Consider the following 20,950-nt stretch of genomic DNA (forward strand, 5'->3'; position numbering starts at 1 on the left):
CCACCTGAAAGCCATGGTCTACAGCACCCAAGATTTAATTGAAATCCTCAACCAAGAGTTAAAGGCAACTCTCCGGGGCGATCGCCTTTTGCTCTCCCCCGATGCGCGGGTGGGGGTACCGATCGTGACCATGGCCCTCGATCAAGACCAACTGGGAAAAGTGTTTGCCTGTCAGGACTTTACCCAACAGATTCATCAATACCAACGGGAAAATCATGTTTCCGGCATTGTTTGGCGGGAAATCACCGTCGGCGATCGCCAACTGCGCCTGCCGGAAATTCATCAGCAACTCATTGCCATCGACAGCGACAAAGCAATTCTCCGGGCAGCCAAACAAAACGTCCTCGACTTTTGGCACCACATCACCACTGGCTTAAACCTCTGGCAGTTAGTCGATCATCAACTTTCTCCCTTGACTTTTACGGAGCTAGAGCGGGCCAGTCGACTCGCTGAATGGGCGGAATTAGACGTGGGCCACGGTGAATTTTACCTCGCCCTCTGCTGGGGCAACCCAAAGGAATGTCATTACCGCTGGGCCGCCCCCAAATCTGGCTGCGATCGCCTCATTGCCGCCGCCGGACAACCCCAACATCTCAACATCTTCTAGCTCCCAAACATTTTTTCTGATCCCTCGCCCCTGCGCTAAAATTGTGAAATAGACGTACTAATTTCTTCCCGCTTCATTGAGTCTTTTTATGGCGATCGCCCCGAGTTTATTTTTTGCTTAATTTCCATATATTTTTTTGGGCCGCAAAATCCCCGCTCCACCCCCTTGGTAAATCTTGCTGCAAATTCAGCCCACTCCTCCCAGAAGCCTTTTATGGTATAATTTTTGCCTGATTTAACCCAAAAACAGGCTACAGAGTTTTTACGCCCAAAATTCGGAGTTCGTCCATGACCAGTAATTACAGTGCCCAGCAGATCCAGGTTCTCGAAGGATTAGAACCTGTCCGCAAACGTCCCGGAATGTACATCGGCACCACTGGTCCCCGTGGCTTACATCACCTCGTTTATGAAGTGGTTGATAACTCCGTCGATGAAGCCCTTGCCGGCTACTGTACAGAAATTAACGTTGAAATTAATGTTGATGGCTCCGTTACTGTTACCGACAATGGGCGTGGCATTCCCGTTGATGTGCACCCCAGTACCGGAAAATCAGCCCTCGAAACCGTGATGACCGTGCTCCATGCGGGCGGAAAATTTGGCGCAGGCGGCTATAAAGTCTCCGGTGGTCTTCACGGGGTGGGCGTTTCTGTGGTCAATGCCCTCTCCGAATGGGTCGAAGTTACCGTATGGCGCGACGAAACCACCTACAAACAACGGTACGAACGGGGCGTCCCCCAAGGCGAACTCACCGAAGCCCCGGCCCCGCAGCATTTATCGGGAACATCCGTTTGTTTTTTGCCCGATGCGAAAATTTTCACCGAAACTACTGTTTTTGATTACAATACCCTCGCCGGACGCCTGCGAGAATTAGCATACCTAAATGCTGGCGTCAGAATTGTCTTTACGGATCATCGCTCCGAAAAACAGGCCAGCAATACTTATTTTTATGAAGGAGGCATCAAAGAATATGTCGCCTACATGAACCGCGAAAAATCGCCCCTCCACGAAGAAATCATTTACGTGACGGGCGAAAAGAACGGTGTCCAGCTAGAAGTAGCCTTGCAATGGTGTACCGATGCCTATAGCGATAACCTGCTGGGCTTTGCCAACAATATTCGCACCGTTGATGGCGGGACACACCTTGAAGGCTTAAAAAGTGTCCTCACCCGGACGATGAATACCGTTGCCCGCAAACGCAATAAGCTCAAGGATAATGATTCAAATTTAGCGGGTGAAAATATTCGTGAAGGTTTAACGGCGGTAATTTCGGTGAAGGTGCCCGATCCAGAATTTGAAGGGCAGACGAAAACGAAGCTCGGCAACTCCGAAGTGCGGGGGATTGTTGATTCCTTTGTGGGCGAGGTGTTAACGGAATATTTTGAATTTAATTTAAATGTTGTTGATGCGATTTTAGAAAAGGCAATCCAAGCCTTTAAGGCAGCAGAAGCAGCACGGCGGGCGCGGGAATTGGTGCGCCGTAAATCCGTTTTAGAGTCTTCTTTGCTCCCCGGTAAATTAGCCGATTGTAGTGAACGAGATCCGGCGAAGACAGAAATTTATTTAGTGGAAGGAGATTCTGCGGGCGGTAGTGCGAAACAGGGCCGCGATCGCGCCTTCCAAGCGATTTTGCCGTTGCGGGGAAAAATCCTCAATATTGAGAAAACCGACGACGCCAAAATCTATAAAAATAATGAAATTCAGTCTCTGATCACGGCATTGGGCTTAGGGATTAAAGGGGAGGAATTTAACCCGGAAAAACTCCGTTACCATCGGGTGGTGATCATGACCGACGCGGACGTGGATGGAGCGCACATTCGGACACTCCTATTAACCTTCTTCTATCGGTATCAGCGGGAATTGGTTGATCAGGGTTACATTTATATTGCCTGCCCGCCCCTCTATAAGCTGGAACGGGGTAAAAATCACGCCTACTGTTACAGCGATCGCGAACTGCAAGATCAAATTAGCCAGCTTCCTGATAACGCGAAATATAATATCCAACGTTTTAAGGGTCTGGGGGAAATGATGCCCCAACAGCTCTGGGACACCACGATGAACCCAGAAAGTCGTACCCTCAAACGCGTTGAAATTGAGGATGCGGCGGAAGCGGATCGAATCTTTACGGTATTGATGGGCGATCGCGTTGCCCCCCGGCGAGAATTTATCGAGATGAATGCCCCCAAACTCAACATGGACGATCTCGATATTTAATTGGCATTTTCAAAACCAGACAAAAAGCCTCCTCATCATTACGAAAAGGAGGTTTTGTTTTTTCTTAAAAAATTAGCAATTCAGCAATTAATCATGCATCGCTTTCGCAAGTTCAGCCGCAACGAGGGGACGGGAAAACTGTGGCGGTGGTAATTCTCCACGACGGAGCATTTCCCGAACCTTCGTGCCAGAGAGGTGGATCCGATCTTCAGGGCCACTGGGACTGGTTTTCGAGGTCGCCATCTGTTCTGTTTTCTTACAGAAGAAGGCGTGTTCAAATTTCATCGGGGTGATGCCGAGGGCTTGGGGATCAAACTCCTCAAAGATCTTTTGGGCGTCGTAAGTGCCGTAGTAATCGCCAACACCAGCATGGTCACGGCCCACGATGAAGTGGGTACAACCGTAGTTTTTCCGAATCAGAGCATGGAAGATCGCCTCCCGGGGGCCAGCGTAACGCATCGCCGAAGGATTAATCGCCAAAATCACGCGCTCCTGGGGGAAATAGTTTTCCAGCATAATTTCGTAGCAGCGCATCCGCACATCAGCCGGGATATCATCGCTCTTGGTGGCACCAACGAGGGGATGGAGGAATAAACCATCGACGGTTTCGAGGGCACATTTGATGATGTATTCGTGGGCGCGGTGGATCGGGTTTCGAGTTTGGAAGCCCACCACGGTTTTCCAGCCGCGCTCTTGGAAAGCGGCCCGGGAAGCGGCGGGATCAATTTGATATTTGGGGAAAAGGGGGTGATCATCTCGTTCGAGTAACCAGACGGGGCCAGCGAGATTTACGGCACCCTGTTCGTAGACCACTTTGACACCGGGGTGTTTTTCTTCGTCGGTGCGGTAGACGTTGATCGCTTCGTGGGCTTTATTGTAGTGGTATTTTTCGGTCAGTTCGAGGACACCAATAAAGCGACCATTAGCATCGTCGAGGCGTACCCAATTGCCTTCTTTGAGAGGATCAGCAATTTCTTCGGAAACAGAGAGGGTGACAGGCACAGACCAGGGCAGGCCATTGCTGAGGTGCATTTCTTCAACTACGAGTTCGTAGTCTTTTTGCTCCATAAAACCCTTGAGGGGACTGAAGCCACCGATGGCAATCATTTCGAGGTCGGATTGGGCGCGGGCATCGAGGGTGATGCGGGGCAGGCGATCGCCTTGGGCGAGGAATTCTTGCTTTTCGGCGTCGGAGGCGATGCGGTTAATTAATTGGCCACCGTGGGGCGCAATTAGACCGGATGGGGTACTCATAAAATTTAGGATATAAAAGCATGGCTATCTGCAAGCTCTCATGGTATCAGTTTCTGTTCTTTCCATTGTGGGAATGGGGCGAGTTATGTTTCGTAGTGGAGGATCTCCAGGTGGGAAAATTGCCGTTCCTGGGCGATCGCCTTCAGTTTGCGGTCGGCCTGTTCAAATTCCCGTAGGTAATAGGCAAAATCCGGGTGCTGGGGATCGAGGCCTTGCCATTTCTCTTGACAATAACGGCGATGCTGGGTCCAGTTGACGTGTTCGAGGGTGGCGATCGCCGCATGGATATTTAAGGTGGCCCGACGCACATCGATTTCGGTGGTTTCGGTGAGGTAGAGCAGAGAACCGAGGCTATGCATCCGTTCGGGGTGGTGGGTCAAAATATCGAGCATCCGACCCAACAATTGGTTATGGACATGGTTTTGTTTGATTTCCAGGGAGGTTTCAAGGATTTGTTGCCAGAGCCAACGGTGGTGGGACAGGCTAAACATCACTTCCTTTTCGGCGAGGCGCGCTTCGATGGGGTGACGCTGGGCCGGACTGTGGAGATAGATCCGTAGCAGCAATTCTTCGGCCTGGGCGAGGACAATGGTTTGGGACGAAAGGGCGATCGCCTCTGGTTGCACCTCCGGGGTCACCGTTGGATTCCGGGCTTGGGCTTTGCGGAAACGGTTTACCTGGGTTAGGAGGGTCGCTTCCAATTGTTTTTTGTAGTGGGAATCTTCGTGGTTAATGAGTTCACTGGCCTTGGCGATGTAGTGGCTCCGAAAACTCGGATGATCAATTTTGGCGATCAGGCGAATCATTTGTTTAATCACCCCTTGGAATTGGTCGGCTTGGGTGACATCTTGGCCCAGCAAAATTTGCTCCAGTTGCCAATCGAGCCAGAGGGGCGCCGTTGTAAGGGCCGTTTGATACTGCGCCGGGCCTTGGTCTGTTTGCAAAAACTCGTCCGCATCCTTCCCTCCAGGGAGATTGAGGATCCGCACCTGGGCCTGGCCACTGTAAATGAGGGGTTCGATTTCTGTGAGGGTACGTTGGGTGGCTTTGATCCCCGCCTTATCTGCGTCAAAGTTGAAAATAATTTGCTTAGAATCAGTGTAGCGCAGCAGTTGTTTAATCTGCCCCTGGGTAAAGGCAGTACCGAGGGAAGCCACCGCATTTTCAAAACCCGCTGCGTGGAGGGCGATCGCATCAAAATAACCTTCTACGACCACGGCAGCATCTCGTTTGGCGATCGCCCCCTTCGCTTGATCGAGGGCAAATAAAGTCCGGCTCTTGTCAAATAAAGGCGTTTCTGGGGAGTTGAGATATTTCGGTTCTTCGTTCGTGAGGGTGCGGCTGCCAAAGGCGATCGCCCGACCCTGGACATCGTAGATCGGGATCATCAGGCGATCGCGGAACTGATCATAATGACCATTCCCCGACTGGCGCGGTTTAATCAGCCCAGCTTTTTTGACCAACTCGATGGGATAGCGTTTTTGTTCCACAAGGTAGTGATAGAGGGTATCCCAGCCCCCCGGTGCATAGCCCAGGCCGAAGTTTTGAATCGTTGCTTCCGTTAATCGCCGTTGCTCGCGGACATAAGCTAAGGCCGTTTGCCCTTCCGGTTGCCGTAGGGAATATTGATAAAAATCATTGGCGATCGCCACAATTTCGTAGAGCTGCTCCTTCAGGGACAGTTCCCTCTGGATCTCTTGGTGCTGTTCTGGTTCGAGGGTTTTGACTGGAACTTGATACCGTTGGGCCAAGTCCAGCACCACCTGGGCAAAGGGAGACTTATTGATCTCCATCAAAAACTTGATCGCATTCCCCCCCGCCCCACAGCCAAAACAGTGATAGAACTGCTTCGTCGGACTCACCGTAAAACTGGGGGTCTTCTCATCATGGAACGGACAAAGCCCCAGTAAATCCTTGCCCCGCTTTTTGAGCACCACATAATCAGATACCACCTCCGCAATATCAACCTTGGTGCGAATTTCTTCGATGGTGTCAGGATGAATCGAGGGGTAGGCCATAGATTACGTCGCAAAAATCTAAACAGAATGCATCCTTAAAGATAAAAGAAAATCTCCAGGTGCGCCGCTACAACCAATAAATTGATCTGTCCTTGGCTTTCTCCCCACAAAAAAAGCCCACAAACTGTGAGCTTAGAGAATGTGCAGTTGATAAACGAATGTGTAACAGAGAGTTCATGACAAAAACAAGAATCCAGTCCGAATACTCAAGCTTGCTTTTCCGAATCTATCTCAGAAAATCTTGGAGCTGCCAAAGAACTAGCCTTGATCAAACTCCCCTGTTCAGCACTCTGGAAAATAGCGAATGTTCGTGAGGATTATTGCTTTTGGATATGGATGGACAGACGTGGTTTGGAACAGCGTTTTCACCTCTTTTTTCTATTGTTTAGATTAAGCTGTTTAATCTGCCAGGAGAAGCGCTTTGCTTCTTGCCTCTAACGATATCACCCAATCTAGGAGATCTGGGGGAACGTGATTTTTCTTTGGGCCACTAAAAGTAGGCACTTACAAAAGATTAAAAAACATAAAAATTCAGCCATAGATCCAGGGCCAGGAGGGTCAACCCCAAAAGCAGACTGAGATAAAAATAGGCCTGCCAGCGGACAACATTAATCAACAAAATTAGGGTGATGCCATTGAAGAAAGTCCCAGTCAGGAGAAAGCCAAGGGCAACACCAGGGCTATTATTCCCTAAGATCAGATCGGCGATCGCCGCCATTTGTGTCGGTTGAACAGCGTACAAGATCCCCGCGCCAAATAGACCCGTCATACCGTGGCTGAGTAATGTTTCTAGGGGGAAAAGGACTTGGCCACAAGCCATCACACCACAGGCGATCAGGAGCCAAACCGACCATTCCAGCAGTTCTTGCATAAGGTTTTGGCTCGCCATGAGGGATCGAAATCGGCGAGAAGTGGGCAGAATGGTTAATTTACTCGGTGGCGCCAGGGTTTCTGGTTGGGTATTGGGAATGCGGTGGGAACTGGGACGGGCGATCGCCGGATACAAAAAAGTGTCTAGATCTCCCTGTTGGTAACTGCGCTGTTGACGCGCCCCCACAAAAATACTGGCAATTAAAAGCAAAATCCCTAGGCTCAGGCTGCCATAGAACAACACAAGTCCTCCCCGACCAGGTAGCTGCTGCCAGAATTTAGCGAGCACAAAGGGACTCAGGGAAACAGTCCCCAACCAAAAGGCGATCGCCCCCGCCGAGGAGCCGGATTGCCACAGGAGCCGTCGCAGGAGGGGCAGCCCGCCCACTTGACCCACAGGTAAGATAAAGCCGAGGCCAAGACCAGCCAGTAATTGTAACCAGGCGCTTTGGGGAAGGACTTTTTCCCACCAGGGACGGGGCGTAAAAATTAAAGCCACCGTCGAGAGACATACCCCCACAAAAAGCCAGGGCCAAAGGATCAGCCATTGGGCGATCATCAGGGTAAACCACTGTTGCAAAGCGACCATTACCACACCTAAATTCCAGAAAAATTGCTCCATTTACCCTAACCGATCCCTGGTCTTTTGCTCGATTTTGAGCGGCGATCGCCCCGGTCAGACACCCCCCTGGGGATCTTCTTGCAACCCTTGGAAAAAGGAGCTTAATGGGTTATTAGTATAGAATTGAAAAACTTTGTTTATCATCATTTTTTAACTGAGAGGAATCAAACCATGGATTGGCGAGTTGTTGTTGTTTTAGCTCCCGTAATCATCGCTGGCTCTTGGGCAATCTTTAACATTGCTGCGGCTGCCCTGAACCAACTCCGCAATATGCAAACGAAGAAATAAGTCTTTATCTCTACTGCTTTTCGCGTAAATTACCCTTTGTTTTTGACAGGAGCAGCCCCTAGGGGTTGCTTTTTCATCCCCAGCAAATCTATGACTGTGCAAATCCGTCGTCTCCACCCCAGCCGTCCCGTTAACGTCAGCATCTTGCAGTACCAAGTGGCGGTGCCCGATGCCAAACCCCAGCATATCCTGGAAGAAATTGTTTGGCATAAAGAAAAAGAAGTGGAGCAACTACGCGATAAGGTTTCTCTGCTAGAGCTACGTCAGCGGGTCACAACGGTGCCGCCTGCAAAAGATTTTCTGGGGGCCTTAGTCCATGGGAAGACCCAGCCAGCCCTCATCGCTGAAGTAAAAAAAGCCTCGCCTAGTAAGGGGGTAATTCGGGAAGATTTTGACCCTGTGGCGATCGCCAAAAGTTATGCCGCCGGGGGAGCCAGTTGCCTCTCAGTCCTCACCGATAACAAGTTTTTCCAGGGCAGCTTCGAAAACCTGAGCCTCGTGCGCGATGCGGTGGATCTGCCCCTGCTCTGCAAAGAATTTATTATTTATCCCTATCAAATCTTTAAGGCCCGCAGCCATGGTGCCGATGCGGTTCTTTTGATCGCCGCGATCCTCAGTGACCAAGACCTCGCCTATTTCGTCAAAATTATCCGCAGCTTAGGGATGACCGCCCTGGTGGAAGTCCATACCCTCGCGGAACTTGATCGCGTCCTCGCCATTGAGGGGGTGAGCCTCGTGGGGATCAATAATCGCAATTTAGAAGATTTCTCTGTCGATTTAGAAACAACCACCATGTTGATGGATAGTCGCCGCGCCGAACTCCAGGCTAAGGGTGTCCGCGTTGTCAGTGAATCGGGCTTACATACGCCCCTGGATCTCCAGTTCGTCAGGGAAGCCGGGGCCAAGGCAGTGTTAATCGGCGAATCCCTTGTAAAACAGCCGGATCCTGGTAAGGCGATCGCCGACTTATTTCAATTTTAGATTGGGCTAAACCTGGAGGGGCACTGCTGCCGTTTGGAAATGTTTTTCGATGGTGGCCTTGGGGATCGCCGTATTCAAGTGCTGCCAGGGTAAGACCTGAGTTGTCGCCCAATCCTGATGCACATAGAAATCTAGGGGGGGAATTTTGCCTTTCAGTTCCTTAAAGGCCCGCCTGTAGCTGCCGAGGGTATCACCGTAATCCCTGGTTAATTCTAAAAGGCTAGAGAGGCGGCGATCGCCCCTGGAAAGCAACCCCTGAATCACAGACCAGTTATAGCTTTCTGGCCGGAACTCCATGCCCTGGGAGCGGAGATGCTTTTGGAGGAATTGCAGCCGTTTTTTGGCCGCTGGGTTTACTCCAAACCACTGAAAAGGCGTATGGGCTTTGGGGACAAAAGTGCTACAACCGAGGGTTAAGCGCAAGCCTGGGGCTGTTTTTTTCACAGCCTGCATCATCGCAATGGTTGCTTCTACGTCTTCCATCTCCTCCCCTGGAATGCCCACCATGCCATAGAATTTAATCCCCTTGAGGCCGCCTGCTTTTGCGTTCACTGCTGCGGTAATAATTTCGTCGTTGGTGAGCTTTTTATTGACAATTTCCCGGAGCCGTTCCGAACCACTTTCTACAGCGATTGTGATCGAACGGGTATCCCGTGCCGCAAGAGTTTGGGCTAGTTTTTCTGTGACGGTATTCGTCCGTACCGAGGCAATACTCAAACGCACATCGGCGTATTGGGGTTGGGAAAGGTAGTCTAATAGTTGTTCAAATTCCGGGTGTTGGGTCACGGAAGCACCGAGCAAACCAAGACGATCCGTAACTTTAAGGCCCCGCTCAATGGCCGGGATCAAGGACTGCTCTAAATTGGCCGTCCGGAAGGGCAAGGTAACATAGCTAGCGAGGCAAAAGCGGCACATCTCTGGGCAACTACGTACCACTTCTACCATGTAGATATTTTCCCAGGCGGCTTTTTCCGTCACCACCATCGAGGCCGAGAGGGTATTCCCCCGGTAAGTTTGCTTTTCAACACTTTCAGGAATATCAGGATATTTGGGACGAATGGTTTCGATTTCCCCCGTCGGCTCCCGGTAAGTTACTTCGTACAGACTAGGCACATAGATCCCCGGCGTTTGGGCGAGGTGACGTAATTTGCTTTGGCGATCGCCTTGGCGCATTCCTTGGTATTGATCGATAAATTCATCCAGGAGATTTTCCCCGTCTCCCAGGAGGATCACGTCAAAAAAGTCCGCAAAGGGTTCAGGGTTGGCACTCAATACCGACCCACCCCCAAACACAAGGGGATGCTGTTCGTCACGCTCGGCTGCCCGCAGCGGAATTTTTAGTTTTTCTAACAAGCTAAAGAGATTTGTATAATCCAGTTCCCAAGAAAAAGAAAAGCCGACAATTTCTGGCTGAGACGGCAGTTTTTCCTCTAAATCTGTGAATAAACGACGCACATCCACATCGGGCCGTTGGCTAAATTTTGCCCACACCAATTGGTAGCCCAAGCTCGTAATCCCCACGGTGTAGGTATTCGGAAAGGCAAAAATCAAAGGGATCGCGTTGGCCGTCGGTGTTACAGGATCAAAAAGGAGGCGTTCTTGGTCAAACAAAGTCGTCAGGGTCAGAAAAAGTTTTGTACCCTTGCCATTGTAAGGGAGTCCCCTCAGCGATTGGCGATCGCCGCAAAGAGGACAGAAAATGACGGATCTTCTCCTAACGTTTCCTAGCGCAGATACCCTAAATTGACTGAAAATTTCTGTAAAAAAATTATTTGTTTCCCAAGCTTATCTAGTGTTAGTATATGCAGGCTTCCTGTTTTTCACCATAAATATGGTGCTATCTCTGAACAGGATTTTTTTGTCACTTCACCCCATTAATCCCGTCTGCCCTATGGATCTCCGTCAAGATACTGCCCTCTCCAGAAGCACCCCCAGCGCTACGGCTACCTACTCTGCTTCCAGGGCGGTAACACCGACGAAACCCCAGACCTATGTGATCAAACGGAGTGGCAAACGGGCTCCCCTCGATGTCACCAGAATTCGCAACGTGGTGCAGTGGGCCTGTCAAGATTTAGAAGCCAACACCATCGAACTGGAAGCCGGTCTAAAAACACGCCTCAAAGATGGGGTTACCACCCGCGAAATTCAAGAAAATTTAATTCAATGTGCCCTGGAGATGTGCAGTCCCGAAGAACCGGACTGGCGTTATGTGGCTGGGCGTCTCCACATCTGGAGCCTCTGGAAAGATACCCTCGTGGCGCGTGGTTATCAGTATGGTCAATACCCCCAGCTCGTGGCAGATAAAGTAGCCGCAAAAGCCTACGACGAGCGGCTATTACAATACAGTGCGGCGGAGCTAGAAATTGCCAATGGCTGGATCAATCCCGATTGGGATATGGATTATGATTATGCCGGAGCGGTGTTACTGACAAAGCGTTATCTGCTGGATGATGAACTGCCCCAGGAAGCCTTTTTAACTTGTGCGCTCCTCCTGGCTCTCCCGGAAAAACCAGAAAATCGGCTCAAGTGGGCGAAAAAATTCTACGAGGCGATCGCCCAGCGGCAGATTTCCTTAGCAACGCCGATCCTCGCCAACCTGCGGATTCCCAATGGCTCCCTTTCTTCCTGCTTCATCATTGGCATGGAAGACAACCTCGAAAGTATTTTCCGCGAAATCACCAATGCCGCCCGGATCTCGAAAAATGGCGGCGGGGTCGGCTGTAATGTCAGTCGGATCCGCGCCACGGGGAGCCGCGTGATGGGCAAGGCCAATGCCTCCGGGGGCGTTATTCCTTGGATTAAACTCCTCAACGATACGGCGATCGCCGTTAATCAGGGGGGCCGCCGCGCCGGGGCGATTACTGTTTCCCTCGATGTGTGGCATTTAGATGTGCCAGAATTTCTCGAAATGCAGACCGAAAACGGGGATCAGCGGCGCAAAGCCTACGATGTCTTTCCCCAACTGGTAGTCACCGATGAGTTCATGCGGCGGGTACAACACAAAGAAGCGTGGACTTTGGTGGATCCCTACGAAGTTAAAGAAAATCTCGGCATTGATCTCGCGGCCCTCTGGGGCGAAAAATTCGACGCGGCCTACCGTCAAATCGAAGCAAGCCTAGACCAAGACATTAAGCTCTACAAAAAAGTCGATGCCCGGCACCTGTTTAAGGAAATTATGCGATCGCAGATCGAAACTGGGATGCCCTACATCGCCTTTAAAGACACCATCAACCGCGCTAACCCGAACCAACACGAGGGCTACATTCCTGGGGTCAACTTGTGCGTCGAATCTTTTTCCAATGTGGTGCCGGGTCAGCTCGCCCACACCTGCAATCTCGACTCTTTAAACTTGGCGAATATTGAAGCTGATGAATTAGCCGATGCCTGCGAAGTGGCGGTGCGCATCCTTGATAACACCATCGAAATTACCAACACTCCCTTTGAAGACAGCAGCATCCACAACCAGCGTTACCGCACCATTGGTGTGGGGGCGATGGGTTTGGCAGATTGGCTCGCGAAAAATAAGCTTTCCTATAAAAATATTGAGGCCATTGATCGCCTCTTTGAAGACATTGGCTACTACTGCACCCGCACCTCTGTAAACCTCGCCCAAGAACGGGGTGCTTACCCTGGGTTTCCGGGTAGTGAATGGAGTAAGGGACATCTGATTGGCGCGAAACCGATTACTTGGTATCGGGAAAATGCCCACGCAGTAGACCGCTGGGAACGCCTCAGTGAAGATGTACGAAAGTACGGGATCCGCAATAGCCACATTACGGCGATCGCCCCCAATACCTCCTCTTCCCTAGTGCAAGGTTGTAGCGCGAGTATTTTGCCGACCTACAGCAAATTTTTCTATGACAAATGGGCAAAAGGCACCGTTCCCATTGCCCCACCGTTTATCGGTAAATCTTTCTGGTTCTACCAAGAAAACAAAAGCATGGATCAGCGTCTTGTGGTCAAAGCCGTTGCGACGATGCAAAAGTGGATCGATACGGGCATCTCGATGGAATTGATTTTCAATCTCAACCAAGGCATTTATTTCCCGAACGAACCAGAACGGGCCTTAAAAGCAAAGGATATTTTTGAAATCTTGATGCTGGCTTGGGCTGAAGGTTGCAAGGCAATTTACTACATCCGCACCGTACAAAAAGATGATTTTAAAGAGGGATCAGAAGGGTGTGTTGCCTGCGCGAATTAAAAAACCTGTATCGACAACGATGGGCTGATCGGGCACTTTTGCTGACCATTGCGGTTCATTAAGCGCCTGGTGGGAAAGGGATCAGGGGTTTCGGGGAATTTGTTAGGATTAGAGATTACATATTTCTTGTTCCGCAGTTGTTCAAAACCCTATGGCAGACACCAAAAAACCGATCAAAATCATTAGTGATAATCGTAAAGCCCGTTTCCAGTATGAAATCCTTGAAACCTTAGAGGCCGGGATTCAGCTCCAGGGAACGGAGGTTAAATCGGTGCGGGCGGGCAAGGTGAACCTAGGGGACGGTTATGTGTTAATTCGCAACAACGAGGCTTGGCTGCTCAATGTGCATATTTCGCCATATACTGCCAGTGGCCAGTACTTTAACCATGAACCCAAGCGCGATCGCAAATTGCTGTTGCACCGTAAAGAAATTCGCCGCTTGATCGGTCAACTAGAACAAAAGGGATTGACGCTGATTCCTTTAAAAATGTATCTCAAGGGCAGCTTAGTGAAAGTCAGTCTGGGGCTTGGCCGTGGGAAAAAGCTCCACGATAAACGCGAAACGATTAAACGTCGCCAGGATAGCCGGGAAATGGCGCGGGCCTTGAAACGTTATTAAGCCAAATTGAACCATGGAAAGTTTTCCCAAAGAAAACTCCATGTCGCATCAAATGGGAAAGTGAATTGTCGGGCGATCGCCCTGGGAAATACCAATATTTTTCGGTCATCCTTTTGCATAATTAGTGGGGTTAAACCCAGTGATAAGAAATCCCAAACAATAAAGGCGATCGCCAAAACTCAACAAAAGCATTCGTCAAAAGGGTGAATGTATCTTAAGATTGTCAGATAAGAGAATTAATTTTCTTGACAAAATCACGAATAAAATAAGCAAGTAAGATAGGAGGACATCTATGGCTCTCGTCCCAATGCGTTTGCTCTTAGATCACGCTGCAGAAAATAGTTATGGCATTCCTGCGTTTAACGTCAACAACATGGAACAGATTCTGTCCATCATGCAGGCCGCTGATGAGACCGATAGCCCCGTAATTCTCCAAGCGTCCCGTGGTGCCCGTAGTTATGCCGGGGAAAACTTCCTCCGTCACCTCGTGCTTGCCGCCGTGGAAACCTACCCCCATATCCCCGTTGCGATGCACCAGGATCACGGCAACAGCCCTGCCACCTGTTATTCTGCGATCCGTAACGGTTTCACCTCTGTGATGATGGACGGTTCCCTCGAAGCCGATGCCAAAACCCCCGCGAGCTTTGACTACAATGTCAGTGTGACTGCTGAAGTTGTGAAAGTGGCCCACTCCGTTGGTGCTTCCGTCGAAGGGGAACTCGGCTGCCTTGGCTCCCTCGAAACAGGGATGGGTGAAGCAGAAGACGGCCACGGTTTTGAAGGCGCTCTCAGCAAAGAACAACTTCTAACCGATCCCGACGAAGCTGTCGAATTCGTTGAGCGTACCCAAGTAGATGCCCTTGCTGTAGCCATCGGGACCAGCCACGGTGCTTACAAATTTACCCGGAAGCCCACTGGTGAAATCCTCGCCATTAGCCGGATCGCTGAAATCCACGCGAAACTCCCCAACACCCACTTGGTAATGCACGGTTCTTCCTCTGTACCCCAAGAATGGCTCGACATGATCAATGAGTACGGTGGTGCCATTCCCGAAACCTACGGTGTACCCGTAGAAGAAATTCAAAAGGGTATTAAGAGCGGTGTGCGTAAAGTCAACATCGACACCGACAACCGTCTGGCGATCACTGCGGCAATTCGTGAAGCAGCGATGAAGGATCCGAAGAACTTCGATCCCCGTCACTTCCTCAAGCCTTCGATCAAGTACATGAAGCAGGTTTGTAGCGATCGCTATCAGCAATTCTGGTGTGCTGGTAACGCTAGCAAGATCAAGCAAATCCCCTTAGATGAGTTTGCGAAGAAATATGCCAGCGGTGAACTCGCAGCAAAAACTGCAGTTAACGCCTAAGTTGTATAAGTTGTAACTCTCGCCAGTCTTAGGGTTTATTCCCTAAGCTAGCTTGAATTTGAGTCCTGTTCCAGTGGAGATAGGGCTCACTTTTTTTTGCTTAACTCCACAGTTACTCAATAACCCTCCCCTAGCCCCTCTAGTGGAAAAGCATTAAAAAATTGACTTTGATGAAGGGAGGTGCTGAAGGCGGAGGGTATTATCTTCGGTGAAAGAGTAACCTTGGGGGAAGAAATAATTTAGTTAAGGGTGCGCACATCGGTGACTTGACCCGTCACAGCGGCAGCAACAACCATCGCCGGACTCATGAGTAGGGTGCGCCCCGTCGCAGAACCCTGCCGTCCTTTAAAGTTGCGGTTCGAAGAAGAGGCGCTGATCTGGTTGCCTTCGAGCTTATCGGGGTTCATGGCGAGACACATGGAGCAGCCGGGTTCCCGCCATTCAAAGCCTGCTTCGGTAAAAATTTGGTCAAGTCCCTCGGCCTCAGCCTGTTGTTTCACTTGCTCAGAACCGGGCACGACAAAGGCTTTTACTCCCGGAGCAACGTGATGGCCTTTGGCATATTTAGCGGCTTCCTGGAGATCGCTCAAGCGACCATTGGTGCAACTACCAATAAAGCAGACATCAATTTTGGTGCCTTGGATCGCTTGACCTGGTTGAAGCTGCATATATTTGTAAGCTTCAGCGGCGATCGCCTGTTCATCTTCGGCCATCATTTCTGGGGTCGGCACCGATTCATCAACGCCAATGCCCTGACCCGGTGTGATCCCCCAGGTGACGGTGGGGGCAATGTCTGCCGCGTCAAAGGTGACCACATCGTCATATTCGGCGTCGGCTTCACTGCGGAGACTATCCCACCAGGCGATCGCCTTTTCCCAGGCTTCTCCCTTAGGCGCAAAGGGACGGTCTTTCAAATAGTCATAGGTTACTGAATCGGGGTTGACATAGCCGCAGCGGGCGCCCCCTTCGATGGACATATTACAAACCGTCATCCGCTCTTCCATGGACATTTTTTCAAAGGTTGTCCCGGCATATTCATAGGCGTAGCCGACGCCCCCTTTAACGCCCAGTTTGCGGATAATGTGTAGGATTACATCTTTGGCATAAACTCCGGGCTGGAGATCACCATTCACTTCGATTTTACGAACTTTCAATTTTGCCAGGGCCAAGGTTTGGGAGGCGAGCACATCCCGCACTTGGGAAGTCCCAATGCCAAAGGCGATCGCCCCAAAAGCGCCGTGGGTAGAAGTATGAGAATCACCACAAGCAACGGTCATGCCCGGTTGAGTTAATCCCTGTTCTGGGGCAATCACATGGACAATCCCCTGGCCCCCGGAGCCGACATTATAAAAACGAATTTTGTTGGTAGCCGTATTTTTTTCCAGTTCCTGCATCATCGCTTCGGCGAGGGGATCCGCAAAGGGTCGCGCTTGATTTTCCGTCGGGACAATGTGATCCACCGTAGCGACCGTGCGTTCTGGATACATGACCTGGAGATTGCGGTCTCTGAGCATGGCAAAGGCCTGGGGACTGGTCACTTCATGGATCAGGTGCAGTCCGATAAATAGTTGCGTTTGGCCAGAGGGTAAAACTTTAACGGTGTGTAAGTCCCAAACCTTATCAAAAAGAGTGCCTTTGCTCATAGAACTGAATTGCTCAAGTACGCCAATAATATTCTGTGCAGAGCTTCAATCATACAACTTTTTTTTCCTCGCTTTGGGCAGGGGTTTGGGAGAGGGGCAAGGTGATTGTAAAGGTACTACCTTCCTGGAGACGGGAGGTGAGACTAATCTGACCTTGGTGGGCTTCGAGGATCAGTTTTGAAAGGTGTAGCCCCAGGCCGCTGCCCCCGTTGTAATGCTTGCCTTGGCGGAATCGCTCAAAGATTTCTAATTGATCTTCCGGGCTAATGCCGCTCCCCGTATCGATTACTTGAATTTGCACTTGCTCTTGATCGACTGGGGTCAATTTAACAGTGATGTGGCCTTGATCGGTAAATTTAATGGCGTTGCTCACCAGGTTCACTAAAACGCGATGCATGGCCAGGCGATCGCCTTCGAGCCACACAGAGACTTCGGGGAGTTCCCCCTGGAGTTGCAGTTGTTTTTCCTGGGCGAGGGGACGTAATTCCTCAAGCACATTGGTGATCACGGTCTTGAGATCCACCCGACTAAAATAGAACGTTTTCCGCTCGGATTCGTAGCGATAAACCTCCAAAATATTGTTCACCATCTCCAACAGGTTGGCATTACTGCGGGACATGGTGCGTAAAACCTCTTGCATTGCTTCCGACAGTTCCCCCAAAGCCCCCTGCAAAAGGAGATTGAGCATCCGATCCGCCGCAATCAAGGGGGTACGCATATCGTGGGTCAACCGGGAGGCAAAGTCTTCCCGTTGCCGGACAATCATATTTTTCTCATCAACGGTATGCTTAAACCGCAGCAGCGATCGCACCCGGGCAATCAGTTCATCAATCTCTACGGGTTTGCGGATAAAATCATCAGCACCAATATCCAAACCTAGGGCAACACTCGGTTGAGCATGGGCGGTGATCAACAGGATGGGAATGTAGGGGATGTCAGGGTCGTTACGAATGTGCCGTGTAATCTCGAAGCCATCCATATGGGGCATCATCACATCGAGCAAGATCAGGTGAAAAGGCTGTTGTGCCACAAGCTCCAGGGCTTTTTGGCCGTTATTAACCGTCACCAGGTCTAAATCTTCATCTTCTAAAATGCTCTGGATCAACAATAAATTATCCGGCGAATCATCCACGACCAGAACGCGATCACGGTTGCTCAGCGAAAACATGGCACATCACCCCAGGTTAATTTCGACTCAACTGCTGGTTGAACAGCGGAATCCCCTATTTTAAACGTTGAACCCGATGGCGGTTACGGCGTTGCTTCTTTGGCTTCATTATACCCAGGTCATTGCAGGGAAATGGGGCAATTAATAAGTTTAAATACTTAATTTCTTTGATAGGGCGATCGCCCCTTTTGGCTCAAGCCCACCAATTATTTAGAAATGATTTTATCTAGTTGATACTGGCGCTCCTCAGTGGTTTAAATTATTTCAGTCTGCATTATCCCCTCAAAAAAGATTCCCCTAGAAAAGCCGTAATCTTAGGCCGATCAATCCTTGATTCTTCCGAGAAAACAAAGGAAATTTGGTAGGATAGAGAGACTAGTTTTGTCACAGGTCAACGGTTTAGTTCTAGATAATGGCTTTAGATAACGGCTACGGGATCAAATCTTTCCTTTGAACAATTGTTAACAGGCAGTACGGAGAAGTCCTCTTTTTGTTACTAATTTTCAGCTCCCCTCGCACGCGCCCCCCATAGACACCATCAGAGCAGATTGTGTAACAAGAACAGAAGGAACATTGGATTAGGAATAGAGATTTTATGATTAATGAATCGCCAGATCAAGGGGGGCAACCACCGAGGGGAATCGGCAGTTTTGCGTGGTTAATTGAGGCCTATGGTCAGGCGATCGCCCTGTTAGAAAATCAAGCGGCCCAGATCGAAACTTTAGAACGTGAAAAAGATCATCTCGCCAACCAATATCGAGAGGCACTCCAGCAATACCATCAGTTAAAAGAGCAATACGATCACCAATACAGTCAACAGTACCAAGAATATTTTTCGTTGCCCCTGCCCTGCTATCGTTGGCAAGCCATTGAGGGAGAGCTTTATTTATCGGACTTTAATCCGGCGGCGGCACGGTTCAACAGCCAAGCACTCCAGCAGCCTTCTTTGAATCTTGGGCAACGACCCCAGAAAATTTTTGCTGCGTTACCCACCCTCTACCACCACCTAGAAAATTGCCTCAAACGGGAGGTCTCGAACAGTCAGCGATTGCAATTTATTCGCTTAAATTTGTACCTCCGGGTGGAGTATGTGTTTATTGCTCCGGATCAAATCTTGATGTGTATTCTCGACGAGAGCGAGCAACTCCTCACGGAACAACAACTCCGCCAACAGGTGCGCCAACAGTCGGCGATCGCCAAATTAGGGAGCATCAGCCTCAACACATCAGATCTAGCGAAATTATTTCGTCAAGCAGTGATTTTTGTGGCCCGCACCCTGGATGTTCCCTATAGCTGCCTCTATCTGAAACAAAAAAAGACCTCTATTTGCACCCTAGAAGCAGGTTATGGTTGGCCTGTCGATCTCATCGGTGCGGTCACAGTAAGTACGACTCCAGATAGCCACGTTGGCTACACCCTGACCCAACAACAGGCGATCAGCATCGAGGATTTGCGCGTTGAAAGTCGCTTTCGGGGCGAAACGCTACTGCACAATTATCAAGTAGTCAGTGGAATTAGTATGCCCATTGGCCCAGTAGATAACCCCTGGGGAGTACTGGCGGTTTATAGTACCGAAGAACGTCATTTCAGTGGGGATGAGACTTATTTTCTCCAGGCGATCGCCCATGTTCTGTCTAGTAGTATCGAACGCGATCGCCAGGCAGCGGACATGAACCTTTTACACCGCTCGATCAATGTGATCCGCCAGGGAGTGGTAATCACCGATGCCCGGGAAGAGAATAATCCAATTATTTATGTCAACCAAGGTTTTGAAAAAATTACTGGCTACACCGCAGATGAAATCCTTGGTCGTAACTGCAATTTTCTCCAGGGCCGCGATCACCGACAGCCTCCCCTCACAGAATTGCGGGCTGCGATCCTCAAGGGCCAAGAATGTAACGTCACCCTCCGGAACTACCGCAAAAACGGTGAACCCTTTTGGAATGCCCTCCACATTTTTCCGGTACGAGATCCTGCCGGTTATTTGACCCACTTTATTGGGATCCAAACGGATATTAGCCACGAAAAGGCCGCCGCGGCTAACCTCCAGAAAACCGAAGCGCAATTTCACCAAACCTTCCAACTCGCCCCCATTGGCATGGCGATCACTACCTTAGGGGGCCACTATGAACGGGTCAACCAAGCCTGGTGTCGGATCACTGGCTACGATCAAGAGACCCTCTTAGAAAAAACCTATCTAGAGTTAACCCATCCCGATGATCAAGCCGAAGATGAACGCCTCAATGAAATTCTCAAGCAAGGCGATCGCCAGGAATTTCAGCGGGAAAAACGCTACATCGCCCAAGATGGCCAAAAAATTCACATCCTAGAACAAGTCGCCCTCGTGCGCGATGCCGAAGGCAAACCCCTCCATGTAATTCGGCAAATGGTAGACATTGGCGATCGCAAACAAATAGAACAGCGCCTTGTCCAAGAAGCCTTCTATGATCACCTCACCGGCCTCCCCAATCGCTCCCTCCTAGAAGAGCGCCTCGAGCAAGTCATCAAACAACAACAACGCTATCCCCAGCACCACAACGCCCTCTTATTCCTTGACTTAGATTATTTCAAAGCGATTAATGACCGCCTCGGCCACCTCGTTGGCGACCAGCTCCTACAAGACTTTGCCAAACGCATTTGTCATTGTCTCCGGGATGTGGATACCCTGGCCCGTTTGGGGGGAGACGAATTTGTCGTGCTCCTCACAGAAATAACCGAGCCCCAGACCGCCTTTGAAGTTAGTCAGCGGATCCATAAAGCCCTACAAACCCCCTTTGAACTCGCAGGCCAGTCCCTATTTGTAAAGGTGAGCATTGGTGTCTTACCTAAACTTGATCGCTATCTGACGGCGACGGGCATTTTACGCGACGCAGACCTAGCGATGTACCATGCCAAAGCCAAGGGACGCGCGCGTTCAGAAGTCTTTGAATTACCTTGAATTTAGCCCACTTCAGCTAGCCTGAGAGACCATAACTAAAAAAATCTCCCCCCAACTGGGGGCAGGAGGGCTGTGTCAATAAGCTCTGAGGCGCAGTTTAAATCCCACGCATAAAATAAAGAGACTTTTCCCCAATTAATTAGAGAAAAAGTCCCCTTGAAAAAG

14 protein-coding genes are annotated in these 20,950 nt (G+C 50.1%); 8 read left to right on the top strand and 6 right to left on the bottom strand.

What is annotated here, in order from left to right; translation table 11 throughout:
- Nucleotides 1–13 precede the first annotated feature (13 nt).
- On the top strand, nucleotides 14–607 hold the full coding sequence (locus tag AWQ24_RS06790; protein ID WP_065716353.1) for a hypothetical protein: 594 nt from the start codon (nucleotides 14–16) through the stop codon (nucleotides 605–607).
- Between the two features lie 287 nt (nucleotides 608–894).
- A complete protein-coding gene (gyrB, locus tag AWQ24_RS06795; RefSeq protein ID WP_065716354.1) occupies nucleotides 895–2,817 on the top strand; it encodes a DNA topoisomerase (ATP-hydrolyzing) subunit B in 1,923 nt (640 codons plus the stop codon).
- A gap of 87 nt (nucleotides 2,818–2,904) precedes the next feature.
- On the opposite strand, the gene sat is transcribed toward gyrB, so the two are convergent.
- The 3 genes from sat to AWQ24_RS06810 all read right to left on the bottom strand — a co-directional run bounded on the left by sat (nucleotide 2,905) and on the right by AWQ24_RS06810 (nucleotide 7,548).
- On the bottom strand, nucleotides 2,905–4,071 hold the full coding sequence (sat, locus tag AWQ24_RS06800) for a sulfate adenylyltransferase (RefSeq protein WP_065716355.1): 1,167 nt from the start codon (nucleotides 4,069–4,071) through the stop codon (nucleotides 2,905–2,907).
- Between the two features lie 83 nt (nucleotides 4,072–4,154).
- Entirely contained in the window at nucleotides 4,155–6,089 is a 1,935-nt protein-coding gene (gene dnaG / locus AWQ24_RS06805) for a DNA primase (protein ID WP_065716356.1), read from the bottom strand.
- Nucleotides 6,090–6,603: 514 nt separating this feature from the next.
- Nucleotides 6,604–7,548 carry a permease gene (locus AWQ24_RS06810; protein WP_198161519.1) on the bottom strand — a complete coding sequence of 315 codons (945 nt, stop codon included), beginning with the start codon at nucleotides 7,546–7,548 and terminating at the stop codon, nucleotides 6,604–6,606.
- Between the two features lie 204 nt (nucleotides 7,549–7,752).
- Here AWQ24_RS06810 and AWQ24_RS06815 point away from each other — a divergent pair, with 204 nt between their 5' ends.
- Both AWQ24_RS06815 and trpC read left to right on the top strand, forming a co-directional pair.
- On the top strand, nucleotides 7,753–7,869 hold the full coding sequence (locus tag AWQ24_RS06815) for a photosystem II protein Y (protein WP_012306966.1): 117 nt from the start codon (nucleotides 7,753–7,755) through the stop codon (nucleotides 7,867–7,869).
- A 96-nt stretch (nucleotides 7,870–7,965) separates the two neighbouring features.
- Nucleotides 7,966–8,850 carry an indole-3-glycerol phosphate synthase TrpC gene (gene trpC, locus AWQ24_RS06820; RefSeq protein ID WP_065717326.1) on the top strand — a complete coding sequence of 295 codons (885 nt, stop codon included), beginning with the start codon at nucleotides 7,966–7,968 and terminating at the stop codon, nucleotides 8,848–8,850.
- 6 nt (nucleotides 8,851–8,856) lie between these two features.
- On the opposite strand, the gene AWQ24_RS06825 is transcribed toward trpC, so the two are convergent.
- Nucleotides 8,857–10,461 (bottom strand): radical SAM protein, encoded by a 1,605-nt coding sequence (locus AWQ24_RS06825; RefSeq protein WP_065716358.1) that lies wholly within the window; start codon nucleotides 10,459–10,461, stop codon nucleotides 8,857–8,859.
- Between the two features lie 280 nt (nucleotides 10,462–10,741).
- Here AWQ24_RS06825 and AWQ24_RS06830 point away from each other — a divergent pair, with 280 nt between their 5' ends.
- The 3 genes from AWQ24_RS06830 (at nucleotide 10,742) to fba (ending at nucleotide 15,036) form a co-directional block, all read left to right on the top strand.
- A complete protein-coding gene (locus AWQ24_RS06830; protein WP_083764441.1) occupies nucleotides 10,742–13,051 on the top strand; it encodes a ribonucleoside-diphosphate reductase subunit alpha in 2,310 nt (769 codons plus the stop codon).
- A 151-nt stretch (nucleotides 13,052–13,202) separates the two neighbouring features.
- The gene (gene smpB / locus AWQ24_RS06835) at nucleotides 13,203–13,670 is read left to right on the top strand and encodes an SsrA-binding protein SmpB (protein WP_012306970.1); all 468 of its coding nucleotides are present in this window, start codon (nucleotides 13,203–13,205) and stop codon (nucleotides 13,668–13,670) included.
- A gap of 292 nt (nucleotides 13,671–13,962) precedes the next feature.
- Nucleotides 13,963–15,036, top strand: coding sequence for a class II fructose-bisphosphate aldolase (gene fba, locus AWQ24_RS06840; protein WP_030006557.1), 1,074 nt, complete (start codon nucleotides 13,963–13,965; stop codon nucleotides 15,034–15,036).
- Nucleotides 15,037–15,275: 239 nt separating this feature from the next.
- Here fba and leuC read toward each other — a convergent pair whose 3' ends face one another.
- On the bottom strand, nucleotides 15,276–16,679 hold the full coding sequence (gene leuC, locus AWQ24_RS06845; RefSeq protein WP_062433780.1) for a 3-isopropylmalate dehydratase large subunit: 1,404 nt from the start codon (nucleotides 16,677–16,679) through the stop codon (nucleotides 15,276–15,278).
- A gap of 49 nt (nucleotides 16,680–16,728) precedes the next feature.
- Nucleotides 16,729–17,847: a HAMP domain-containing sensor histidine kinase gene (locus AWQ24_RS06850; protein WP_012306973.1), complete on the bottom strand. Its 1,119-nt coding sequence runs from the start codon at nucleotides 17,845–17,847 to the stop codon at nucleotides 16,729–16,731.
- Between the two features lie 595 nt (nucleotides 17,848–18,442).
- Between AWQ24_RS06850 and AWQ24_RS06855 the strand changes: the two genes are divergently transcribed.
- The gene (locus AWQ24_RS06855) at nucleotides 18,443–20,785 is read left to right on the top strand and encodes a sensor domain-containing diguanylate cyclase (protein ID WP_065716359.1); all 2,343 of its coding nucleotides are present in this window, start codon (nucleotides 18,443–18,445) and stop codon (nucleotides 20,783–20,785) included.
- Nucleotides 20,786–20,950: the final 165 nt, after the last annotated feature.

It is taken from the genome of Picosynechococcus sp. PCC 8807 (assembly GCF_001693295.1).
GTDB lineage: Bacteria > Cyanobacteriota > Cyanobacteriia > Cyanobacteriales > MRBY01 > MRBY01.

Excerpts from the sequence above, each read along its gene's own strand:
- leuC (WP_062433780.1), bottom strand. The coding sequence starts at position 16,679 with ATGAGCAAAGGCACTCTTTTTGATAAGGTTTGGGACTTACACACCGTT.
- gyrB (WP_065716354.1), top strand. The coding sequence starts at position 895 with ATGACCAGTAATTACAGTGCCCAGCAGATCCAGGTTCTCGAAGGATTA.
- sat (WP_065716355.1), bottom strand. The coding sequence starts at position 4,071 with ATGAGTACCCCATCCGGTCTAATTGCGCCCCACGGTGGCCAATTAATT.
- dnaG (WP_065716356.1), bottom strand. The coding sequence starts at position 6,089 with ATGGCCTACCCCTCGATTCATCCTGACACCATCGAAGAAATTCGCACC.
- AWQ24_RS06855 (WP_065716359.1), top strand. The coding sequence starts at position 18,443 with ATGATTAATGAATCGCCAGATCAAGGGGGGCAACCACCGAGGGGAATC.
- fba (WP_030006557.1), top strand. The coding sequence starts at position 13,963 with ATGGCTCTCGTCCCAATGCGTTTGCTCTTAGATCACGCTGCAGAAAAT.
- AWQ24_RS06850 (WP_012306973.1), bottom strand. The coding sequence starts at position 17,847 with ATGTTTTCGCTGAGCAACCGTGATCGCGTTCTGGTCGTGGATGATTCG.
- AWQ24_RS06830 (WP_083764441.1), top strand. The coding sequence starts at position 10,742 with ATGGATCTCCGTCAAGATACTGCCCTCTCCAGAAGCACCCCCAGCGCT.
- smpB (WP_012306970.1), top strand. The coding sequence starts at position 13,203 with ATGGCAGACACCAAAAAACCGATCAAAATCATTAGTGATAATCGTAAA.
- AWQ24_RS06790 (WP_065716353.1), top strand. The coding sequence starts at position 14 with ATGGTCTACAGCACCCAAGATTTAATTGAAATCCTCAACCAAGAGTTA.
- AWQ24_RS06810 (WP_198161519.1), bottom strand. The coding sequence starts at position 7,548 with ATGGTCGCTTTGCAACAGTGGTTTACCCTGATGATCGCCCAATGGCTG.
- AWQ24_RS06815 (WP_012306966.1), top strand. The coding sequence starts at position 7,753 with ATGGATTGGCGAGTTGTTGTTGTTTTAGCTCCCGTAATCATCGCTGGC.